Below are 10,409 nucleotides of genomic sequence, written 5' to 3'. Positions count from 1 at the left end.
CTGAGCGCGCTGACGACCGTACGGGCCTCCCGCGCGGCGGCGCGGCAGCGGGCGGGCCGTGCCGGGCGCGAGGCGCCGGGCACGGTGTACCGGTGCTGGACGGAGGCGGAGCACGGGCGGCTGCCGCGGTTCCCCGCGCCGGAGATCAAGGTGGCCGACCTGACCGCGTTCGCCCTCCAGGCGGCGTGCTGGGGCGATCCGGACGCCACCGGGCTGGCGCTGCTCGATCCGCCGCCGGGCGGGGCGATGGCGGCGGCCCGGTCGGTGCTCGGTGCCGTGGGGGCCGTCGATCCCGCAGGGCGGGCCACCGCGCGGGGCGCGCGGCTCGCGCGGCTCGGCGTCCACCCCCGGCTGGGGCGCGCGCTGCTCGACGCGGGCCGGTCGGGCGGCGTCGCGGAGGTCGTCGCCCTGCTGAGCGAGGAGCCGCCGCGGGAGTACGGCGACGACCTGGTCACCGCGGTACGGACCGCCCGGCGCGGGGGCGACGCGTACGGAGCACGGTGGCGGACGGAGGTGCGGAGGCTGCGGGGGGTGCGGGGGGCACGGGGCGATACGGACGACGCTGTCGGGGCTGCCGGTGCCGGTGGTGCCGCCGGTGCCGGTGAGGGTGCCAGTGGTGGTGTTGATTCGGGCGGTGCCCATGGTGCCCCTGGCCCCGGTGGTGGCGAGGACGCGTGGCTCGCCGGGACCGTCGCCGCTCTGGCCTTTCCCGAGCGGGTCGCCAAGGCCGACGGCGGGTCGTATCTCATGGTGTCCGGGACCCGCGCGGAGCCGGCTGAGGGGTCGGCGCTGCTGGGCGCTCCCTGGATCGCCGTCGCCGTGGCCGACCGGCCGGTGGGGCGGCGGCACGCGCGCGTACTGCTCGGCGCGGCCGTCGACGAGGACGTCGCCCGGCGCGCGGCGGGCGCGCTGCTGACGGAGGAGGACGAGGTCCGCTGGGCGGACGGGGACGTCGTGGCCCGGCGGGTCGAGCGGCTCGGGGCCGTCGAGCTGGCGGCCCGTCCGCTGCGCGACCCGGACCCCGGTCTCGTACGGGAGGCCCTGCTGGAGGGGTTGCGGCTGGAGGGGTTCGGGCTGCTGCGCCGGTCCGCGGCGGCGGACGGGCTGCGGCAGCGGCTGGCGTTCCTGCACCGGCACCTCGGTGCGCCGTGGCCCGACGTGTCCGACGAGGCGCTGCACGCGCGCGTGGACGAGTGGCTGGAGCCGGAGCTGGGCCGCGCGCGGCGCCGTGCGGACCTCGCGCGGATCGACGCCGGCCAGGCGCTGGCGCGGCTGCTGCCGTGGGCGACCGGGGAGGCGGCCCGGCTGGACGAGCTGGCGCCGGAGCGGATCACCGTCCCCAGTGGGTCCGGGATCCGGGTCGACTACGGCGATCCGGACCGGCCGGTCCTCGCGGTGAAGTTGCAGGAGATGTTCGGGCTGGAGCGGTCGCCCGAGGTCGCCGGGGTGCCGCTCCAGGTCCATCTGCTCTCCCCCGCGGGGCGCCCGGCGGCGGTCACCTCGGACCTCGCCTCGTTCTGGCGGGACGGGTACAAGGGCGTGCGGGCGGAGCTGCGCGGCCGGTATCCGAAGCATCCGTGGCCCGAGGACCCGGCCGGGGCGGAGCCCACGCGGTACACCAACGCGCGGCTCGCCGCCCGGCGGGACTGAGCGGACACGACGACGGCGGCGCCCCTCCGGGTGGAGGGGCGCCGCCGTCGTCGCGGGTGCGTCCCTAAGCTGTGGCGCTCTCCGACGGGTCGGGGGTGGCCGTCTCCGCTTCCTCGACGGTCAGCTCGACGTCGAGCGTGGCGCCGCCCGCGGTGGTGATCCGCAGTACGAACGTGCCGTCGGTGTCGTCCGCGTACAGCTTCGGCAGCTTCACCAGGCCCTTGGCGTCGGTCGTGAGCCCGGTCAGGGTGCGCACGGCGTTGCCGTCGGCGTCCTTGAAGTAGGGGCCCTTGTCGTTCACCGCGGCGTCGGTGGCGGAGGTGACCAGCGTGGCGGTGACCGCGACCTTGTCCGCGACGGCGTCCTTGTACGTCGCCTTGACCTCCACCTGCTCGGCGAACGTCCCGCCCGGGGTGCACGTCAGCGCCGTGTCGCCGGTGCGGGCGACGGAGTCGGCGACCCGCTCGGTGACGGTGGCCTTGTAGTCGACGCCGGCGATCGCGCGGCCGACGACCACGGCCCGGACGAGGAAGTCGCCGGTCTCCTCCCCCGCCCGCAGGGCCGGGGCGGTGGCCAGTCCGGAGCTGTTGGTGACGATCGTGGCGACGTTCTCGCCGGTGCTGAACGTGGCGTCGGTGTCCCCGACGATCGTGAACCGGATCCGTACCTTGCCGACCGCCTTGCCGGCCGAGGTCTCCGCGCGGGTGCTGATCCGCTCGGAGAACGCGTCGCCCGCCATGGCGCTGAGCTTGCCGGTGCCGGCGTTCTCCAGGCGGGCCACGGTGTCGGTCGGGGTCGGATTCGGCGTGGGCGTCGTCGGGTCGGTGGGCGACGGCGAACCCGTGGACGGCGGGGTCGTGGGGTCGGACGGCGAGGGGGTCGGCGACCCGGTGGACGGCGTCTTGGTGCCGCCCTTGGAGCCGCTGGACGGATCCGTGCGGCCGGGCGAGGAGGTGCTGGGCGTGGCCGGGGCGGTGGAGTCGTCGCTGCGGCCCACCGGCAGCGAGCCGGTGCCGTCCGGGATCTCGTGGGTGCCCTTGCGGTAGTACTCCAGCCACGACAGGACCGTGTTCAGGTACTCCGTCGAGTTGTTGTAGCTGAGGATGGCCGAGTTGAGGTCGTTCTGGTCGGACAGGTCCCAGCTGAAGCGGCACAGGTAGTGGCCGGCGGAGAGGGCCGCGTCGTAGATGTTGTTGGGGTCGGCCTTGCCGTCGCCGTTGCCGTCGCGGCCCGCCCAGGCCCAGGTGGACGGGATGAACTGCATGGGGCCGACGGCGTGGTCGTAGCTGCTGTTGCCGTCGTAGACGCCGTTGTCGGTGTCCTTGATGGCCGCGAAGCCGTTGCCGTCGAGCTGCGGGCCGAGGATGCGGCTGATGGTGTTGCCGTCGGCGTCGACCTGGCCGCCGCGGGCCTGGCCCGACTCCACCTTGCCGATGGCGGCGAGCAGTTCCCACGGGAGGTTGCAGCCGGGCTTGGCCGCGCGCAGCGCCGACTCGGCCTTCTTGTAGGCGTCGAGGACGGTCGCGGGGATGCCCGCGTCGGCCGAGCCCTGGGTGACGGGGGTGCCGACCGTCGAGGAGGGCGAGGGGACCGGGCTGTCGAGCGGCGGGAGGTCCGTGTAGTACGGCGAGTTGCCGGTGGCGCTGTCCTCGGTGCCGGTGCCGGTGCCCGGATCTGCCGAGGACGCCGAGTCGGCGGTGCTCTGTCTGCCGTCGGTGCCGGCCGTGACGTCCGGAGCCTGGGACGCGGAGAGGGCCGCCACCGCGACCGCCGCCACCGTGGTGGTCATCGCGCCCTTGCGCAACCGCCTGCCGAAATGCGCCGCCATAGAGTGAACCCCTCCCATGGACGCCCGAACGTCCCTCTCCGCCGTGTGCTCGCCCTGGTCTGACGATCGGCCGACGCCGCGGGTTGTATCCGCATCGTTCCAGAAAACCGCGAGCGCCTGTTCGACCGCTACGGTGACGCAGGCGACCCTACGACAACTTCCTTTGCTCGGGCACCCGTTCGCGCCCGTTTTTCCCCGGTTGGCAACGCGGCGTCGCCCGCGCGGTGCTCAGCCGTCATGCCGGGGCCGGTCACCGTTCACCCTCGGCCGCGCGGGCGTCCACGGGGGCGGCCGTCGCGACGAAGAGGGTCATCGTGCGGTCGGGGCGGGACCGCGGGAGCCGGGTGAGTGCCAGCGCCAGGTAGCCGCGGAGGAGGTCGGTCCCGGACCGCCAGGCCGCTGTCCGGGAGGCGGGACGCGGCGCGGCGGGGGGCCGGCGGCCGAGTCGGCGTCCGAGGCTGTCGCGTACGTGGCGGACGTGGCGGACGTGGCGGACGGCCGAGGCGCGGGTGGCGGGGACACGGGCGGTGCTCGCGGCCGGGGAGAGGGCCGGGACGGGCGGGAGCGGCTCGCGCGGCCCGTCCGCGGCGGGCCGCGGTGGGGCCGTCCGGTGGTGGAGCGTGCGTATACCCATGCCCGCATCCTCGTGGGAGTGGGGGGTGGGGGCGTTTTCGCGGGGGCCACCTGAGTGACGGGGGTCCCGGGTCTGCCCGGGGCTCTTTTCGGTTGGGGGTGAGTGGTGCGGGTTCGTTGTGGTTGCTCGCGCCGTTCCCCGCGCCCCTTTCGGGGCGCTGGCGCTCGGTCGTCGTGCGGAAGTGCGGGTTCGTTGTGGTTGTTCGCGCAGTTCCCCGCGCCCCTTTCGGGGCGCTGGCGCTCGGTCGTGGTGCGTGGTGCGGGTTCGTCGTGGTTGCTCGCGCCGTTCCTCGCGCCCCCTTCGGGGCGCTGGGTCAGTGGGCTGCTGATTCCCAGTTCGGGCCCGAGCCCACCGAGACGCCCAGGGGGACGCGAAGGGACACGGCGTCGGCCATCTCGCGGCGGACCAGTTCCTCCGCCTTCGCCCGCTCGCCCGGCGCGATCTCCAGCACGATTTCGTCGTGGACCTGGAGCAGCATCCGGGAGCGCAGCCCCGCCTCGGTCAGTGCCTTGTCGACGTTGAGCATGGCGATCTTGACGATGTCGGCGGCGGTGCCCTGGATGGGGGCGTTGAGCGCCATCCGCTCGGCGGCCTCCCGGCGCTGCCGGTTGTCGCTGTTGAGGTCGGGCAGGTAGCGGCGGCGCCCGAAGAGCGTCGCCGTGTAGCCCGTCGCCCGCGCCTCGTCGACGACGCGGCGCAGATAGTCCCGTACGCCGCCGAAGCGGTCGAAGTACGCGTCCATCAGCGTGCGGGCCTCGGCCGCCTCGATGTTGAGCTGCTGGGAGAGGCCGAAGGCGGAGAGCCCGTACGCCAGCCCGTACGACATGGCCTTGATCTTGCGGCGCATCTCCGCGTCGACCGCGCTCTGCTCCACGGAGAAGACCTGCGCGGCGGCGGTGGTGTGCAGGTCCTCACCGGAGGTGAACGCCTCGATCAGGCCGGCGTCCTCGGAGAGGTGGGCCATGACGCGCAGCTCGATCTGGCTGTAGTCGGCGGTCATGAGGGACTCGAAGCCCTCGCCGACGACGAAGCCGCGGCGGATCGCGCGGCCCTCGTCCGTACGGACCGGGATGTTCTGCAGGTTGGGGTCGGTGGAGGAGAGCCGGCCGGTGGCCGCGACCGTCTGGTTGAACGTGGTGTGGATGCGGCCGTCCGCGGCGATCGTCTTGATCAGGCCCTCGACGGTCACGCGCAGCTTGGCCTGCTCGCGGTGGCGGAGCATGATCACCGGCAGCTCGTTGTCCGTCTGGGTCGCGAGCCAGGCCAGCGCGTCGGCGTCGGTGGTGTAGCCGGTCTTGGTCTTCTTGGTCTTGGGCAGGTTCAGCTCGCCGAAGAGGACCTCCTGGAGCTGCTTGGGCGAGCCGAGGTTGAACTCGCGGCCCGCCGCCGCGTGCGCCTCCTTCACGGCCTGCTGGACCGCGCCCGCGAACATCTGCTCCATCGTGTGGAGGTGATCGCGGTCGGCCGCGATGCCGTGCCGCTCCATGCGGGCGAGCAGCGCGGAGGTGGGCAGCTCCATGTCGCGCAGCAGCTCCGCCGCGCCGACCTCGGTCAGCCGGTCCTCGAACGCCTCGCCCAGGTCGAGGACCGCGCGGGCCTGGACCATCAGCGCCTCGGCCTCGGCGGCGTCGTCCGCGCCGAAGGCGAGCTGGCCGTCGGCCGCCGCGGCGGGGGCCAGCTCGCGGTGGAGGTATTCGAGGGACAGGGCGTCCAGGTCGAAGGAGCGGCGGCCCGGCTTGACCAGGTAGGCGGCGAGGGCGGTGTCCATGGCGACGCCGGCGACGCTCCAGCCGTGCTCGGCGAAGACGCGCATCGCGCTCTTGGCGTTGTGGAACACCTTGGGGCGCGCGGCGTCGGACAGCCAGCCGGCGAACGCCGTCTCGTCGGCCTCGTCGAGCTGGGCCGGGTCGAACCACGCGGCCTTGCCATCGGGCGCGGCCAGCGCGACCTCGGCGACCGAGCCGGTGCCCAGCGCCCAGGTGCCGACGGTGGCGACGCCGAGCGGCTCACTGCCGTGCTCGCCGAGCCAGCCGGCCAGCTCGCCGGTGGCGAGGACGGTGCCGTCCAGCTCGACGCCGTCCGTCACCACGGGGGTGGCCTCGGCCTCCTCGGCGCCGGGGTCGACGGCGTAGAGCCGCTCGCGCAGGGAGGGGTTACGGATCTCCAGGGTGTCCAGGATCATCGCGACGCCCTTGCGGTCGTACGCGGCGCGCTCCAGCTCGGTGACGGTCTTCGGAAGCTCGACCTGCCGCTCCAGCTCGGTGAGGCGGCGGTTGAGCTTGACCGATTCCAGGTGGTCGCGGAGGTTCTGGCCGGCCTTGCCCTTGACCTCGTCGACGCGCTCGACCAGGTCGGCGAACGACCCGAACTGGTTGATCCACTTCGCGGCGGTCTTCTCGCCGACGCCCGGGATGCCCGGGAGGTTGTCCGACGGGTCGCCGCGCAGCGCCGCGAAGTCGGGGTACTGGGCCGGGGTCAGGCCGTACTTCTCGACGACCTTCTCCGGGGTGAAGCGGGTCAGCTCGGAGACGCCCTTGGTCGGGTAGAGCACCGTGGTGTGGTCGCTGACCAGCTGGAAGGAGTCGCGGTCGCCGGTGACGATCAGGACGTCGAAGCCCTCGGCCTCGGCCTGGGTGGCGAGGGTGGCGATGACGTCGTCGGCCTCGAAGCCCTCGACGGCGAAGCGCTCCACGTGCATGGCGTCGAGCAGCTCGCCGATCAGCTCGACCTGGCCCTTGAACTCGTCCGGGGTCTTGGAGCGGTTCGCCTTGTACTCGGTGAACTCGGCGGACCGCCAGGTCTTGCGGGAGACGTCGAAAGCCACCGCGAAGTGCGTGGGCGCCTCGTCACGCAGGGTATTGGCCAGCATCGAGGCGAATCCGTAGATCGCGTTGGTCGGCTGGCCGGTCGCGGTGGTGAAGTTCTCCGCGGGCAGCGCGAAGAACGCGCGGTAGGCCAGCGAGTGCCCGTCCATGAGCATCAGGCGGGGGCGGCTGCCACCGGTGGGGGTCTCGGTCTTCTTCGCTGCGTTCTTTGCCACGGGTCGATCCTGCCATGGCCCACTGACAGTGGGAGTGCGCCGGCCCTGCCCCGTGAGGCGCCGTCCGGCCGTGCGGGCGCGTCGTGGCCGGTCGCGCTCACGCGGCACAGCCGCACATCCGGCACAGCCCCGCGTCGCTTCCAGGGACACCGGCAGGTCTCTGTGTCAGCGGGGCGTGCGAGGATCGGAGACGTACCTCACATGTACGCGAAGGAGCGCGCGATGGCGAGCAAGCCGCCCAGCAGTGACCCGGTCCAGGACGCGCCGCGGGTCACCGAGCCGAAGCACGCGGCGGCCGGGATCCCCGCCATCGGCCACACCCTGCGGATCGCCCAGCGGCAGATGGGCGTGAAGCGCACGGCGTTGACGCTGCTGAGCGTCAATCAGAAGAACGGATTCGACTGCCCCGGCTGCGCCTGGCCGGAGCCGGAGCACCGGCACACCGCCGAGTTCTGCGAGAACGGCGCGAAGGCGGTCGCCGAGGAGGCCACCCTGCGCCGGGTCACCCCGGAGTTCTTCGCCGCGCACTCCGTCGCCGACCTCGCGACCCGCAGCGGCTACTGGCTGGGCCAGCAGGGCCGGCTCACCCACCCCGTGTACCTGCCCGAGGGCGGCGAGCACTACGAACCGGTCACCTGGGAGCGCGCCTTCGACATCGTCGCCGAGGAGATCGCCGCCCTGGGCTCCCCCGACGAGGCCCTCTTCTACACCTCCGGCCGCACCAGCAACGAGGCCGCGTTCCTCTATCAGCTCTTCGCCCGGGAGCTGGGCACCAACAACCTGCCGGACTGCTCCAACATGTGCCACGAGTCGTCCGGCTCGGCGCTGACGGAGACCATCGGCATCGGCAAGGGCAGCGTCCTGCTGGAGGACCTGTACAAGGCCGATCTGATCATCGTCGCCGGGCAGAACCCCGGCACCAACCACCCCCGCATGCTCTCCGCCCTGGAGAAGGCCAAGGCGGGCGGCGCGAAGATCATCAGCGTCAATCCGCTGCCCGAGGCGGGTCTGGAGCGGTTCAAGAACCCGCAGACCCCCAAGGGGCTCGCCACCGGCGCCGCGCTCACCGACCTGTTCCTGCAGATCCGCATCGGCGGCGACCAGGCCCTGTTCCGGCTGCTGAACAAGCTGATACTGGAGACCGGGGGCGCCGTCGACGAGGAGTTCGTCGCCGAGCACACCCACGGCTTCGAAGAGTTCGCCGAGGCCGCCCGCGCCGCCGACTGGGACGCCACGCTCAAGGCGACCGGCCTCTCCCGCGCGGAGATCGAGACGACCCTGGAGATGGTCCTCGCCTCGAAGCGGACCGTCGTCTGCTGGGCGATGGGCCTCACCCAGCACAAGCACTCGGTGCCCACCATCCGCGAGGTGGTCAACTTCCTGCTGGTGCGCGGCAACATCGGCCGTCCCGGCGCGGGCGTCTGCCCGGTCCGCGGCCACTCCAACGTGCAGGGCGACCGCACGATGGGCATCTTCGAGCGCCCGGCGCCCGCCTTCCTGGACGCCCTGGAGAAGGAGTTCGGCTTCGCGCCGCCGCGCGGGCACGGCTACGACGTCGTCCGCGCCATCCGCGCGCTGCGCGACGGCGAGGCGAAGGTCTTCTTCGCCATGGGCGGCAACTTCGTCTCCGCCTCCCCCGACACCGAGGTCACCGAGGCGGCCATGCGCCGCGCCCGCCTCACGGTCCATGTGTCGACCAAGCTGAACCGGAGCCACGCGGTGACGGGCACGCGGGCCCTGATCCTGCCGACGCTCGGCCGCACCGAGCGCGATCTGCAGGGCAGCGGCGAGCAGTTCGTGACGGTCGAGGACTCCATGGGCATGGTGCACGCCTCGCGCGGCCGGCTGGAGCCGGCCAGCCGGCACCTGCTCTCCGAGCCGGCCATCGTCTGCCGGCTGGCGCGCCGGGTCCTCGGCGCGGACAGCAAGGTGCCGTGGGAGGAGTTCGAGAAGGACTACGCGACGATCCGGGACCGCATCGCGCGCGTGATCCCCGGTTTCGAGGACTTCAACGCGCGCGTGGCCCGCCCGGCCGGTTTCGCCCTACCGCACGCCCCGCGCGACGAGCGGCGCTTCCCGACCGCCACCGGCAAGGCCAACTTCACCGCCGCCCCGGTGGCGTTCCCCGAGCTGCCCGCGGGCCGCCTGCTGCTCCAGACGCTGCGCTCGCACGACCAGTACAACACCACGATCTACGGCCTGGACGACCGCTACCGGGGCATCAGGAACGGCCGCCGGGTCGTGCTGGTCAATCCGGAGGACGCCCGGGAGCTGGACATCGCGGACGGCTCCTACGTCGATCTGGTCGGCGAGTGGAAGGACGGCGTGGAGCGGCGGGCGCCCGGCTTCCGCGTCGTGCACTACCCGACGGCCCGGGGCTGCGCGGCGGCGTACTACCCGGAGACCAACGTCCTGGTGCCGCTGGACGCCACCGCGGACACCAGCAACACCCCGGCCAGCAAGTCCGTCGTCGTCCGTCTGGAACAATCGTCCACCGACTGAGCGTTTGCTCAGCCGACGCGAGAGTCACGGATCAGGACGTACGACGGACGGAGTCGGGCCCATGGGCGAGCAGCAGCAGGTGACGTTCCCGCAGGAGGTGGTCGACGAGTACGCCGCGCTCGGCGTCGACCTCCCCGCCCTCTTCTCGGCGGGGCACCTGGGGACCCGGATGGGCGTCCAGATCACGGAGGCGTCGGCGGAGCGGGTCGTCGGCACCATGCCGGTGGAGGGCAACACCCAGCCGTACGGGCTGCTGCACGGGGGCGCCTCGGCGGTGCTGGCCGAGACGCTCGGGTCGGTCGGTTCGATGCTGCACGGCGGCAGTTCGAAGATCGCCGTCGGCGTCGACCTGAACTGCACGCACCACCGCGGGGCCCGTTCCGGCCTGGTCACCGGCGTGGCCACGCCGCTGCACCGGGGCCGGTCGACGGCGACGTACGAGATCGTGATCAGTGACGAGGAGGGCCGGCGTGTGTGCAGCGCCCGGCTGACCTGCATGCTGCGCGACGTGAACCCGGGCGACGCGGCCCGGGTGAACGGCGCGACGGGCTGACGCCGCGCGGGCGGCGGCCGGGGGCCGCGGCCCGGGGGTGGCCGGCACGTGGCCGGCACGTGCTGACGCCGCCATTGCCCCGGCCGCCCCTGCGCCCTAGCGTCGGGGCATGGGACGGGGAGGGGCCCCCGGTCCGGGGGCGGCGAAGGACGGGTTCGGCCGCGGAGTCCGCGGTGGAACCCGGAGCGCACCCGCGCCGACG

Annotated in this window: 6 protein-coding genes; 3 read left to right on the top strand and 3 right to left on the bottom strand. The window is 73.4% G+C overall.

Going from position 1 to position 10,409, the window contains the following annotated elements; genetic code table 11:
• The coding region (locus UW392_RS19395; RefSeq protein WP_320776295.1) for an ATP-dependent helicase C-terminal domain-containing protein at positions 1-1,650 on the top strand (1,650 nt) is incomplete at its 5' end.
• A 64-nt stretch (positions 1,651-1,714) separates the two neighbouring features.
• Here the strand turns inward: UW392_RS19395 and UW392_RS19390 are convergent.
• From UW392_RS19390 to polA, 3 genes are all read right to left on the bottom strand, one after another.
• Positions 1,715-3,478: a lytic transglycosylase domain-containing protein gene (locus tag UW392_RS19390; RefSeq protein ID WP_320776294.1), complete on the bottom strand. Its 1,764-nt coding sequence runs from the start codon at positions 3,476-3,478 to the stop codon at positions 1,715-1,717.
• A gap of 250 nt (positions 3,479-3,728) precedes the next feature.
• Positions 3,729-4,112: a hypothetical protein gene (locus UW392_RS19385; protein ID WP_320776293.1), complete on the bottom strand. Its 384-nt coding sequence runs from the start codon at positions 4,110-4,112 to the stop codon at positions 3,729-3,731.
• 313 nt (positions 4,113-4,425) lie between these two features.
• A complete protein-coding gene (gene polA / locus UW392_RS19380; protein ID WP_414496414.1) occupies positions 4,426-7,092 on the bottom strand; it encodes a DNA polymerase I in 2,667 nt (888 codons plus the stop codon).
• A gap of 282 nt (positions 7,093-7,374) precedes the next feature.
• On the opposite strand from polA, the gene UW392_RS19375 reads away from it, so the two are divergent.
• The gene (locus UW392_RS19375) at positions 7,375-9,654 is read left to right on the top strand and encodes an FdhF/YdeP family oxidoreductase (protein ID WP_320776291.1); all 2,280 of its coding nucleotides are present in this window, start codon (positions 7,375-7,377) and stop codon (positions 9,652-9,654) included.
• A 61-nt stretch (positions 9,655-9,715) separates the two neighbouring features.
• Entirely contained in the window at positions 9,716-10,207 is a 492-nt protein-coding gene (locus UW392_RS19370; protein WP_320776290.1) for a hotdog fold thioesterase, read from the top strand.
• The last annotated feature ends 202 nt before the right edge of the window (positions 10,208-10,409 follow it).

Source organism: Streptomyces sp. CRN 30, assembly GCF_034105845.1.
This window is presented reverse-complemented; position numbering and strand designations above follow the sequence as displayed.

Coding starts and splice junctions, on each gene's coding strand:
- UW392_RS19390 (WP_320776294.1), bottom strand. CDS start 3,478: ATGGCGGCGCATTTCGGCAGGCGGTTGCGCAAGGGCGCGATGACCACC.
- UW392_RS19385 (WP_320776293.1), bottom strand. CDS start 4,112: ATGGGTATACGCACGCTCCACCACCGGACGGCCCCACCGCGGCCCGCC.
- polA (WP_414496414.1), bottom strand. CDS start 7,092: ATGCTCATGGACGGGCACTCGCTGGCCTACCGCGCGTTCTTCGCGCTG.
- UW392_RS19375 (WP_320776291.1), top strand. CDS start 7,375: ATGGCGAGCAAGCCGCCCAGCAGTGACCCGGTCCAGGACGCGCCGCGG.
- UW392_RS19370 (WP_320776290.1), top strand. CDS start 9,716: ATGGGCGAGCAGCAGCAGGTGACGTTCCCGCAGGAGGTGGTCGACGAG.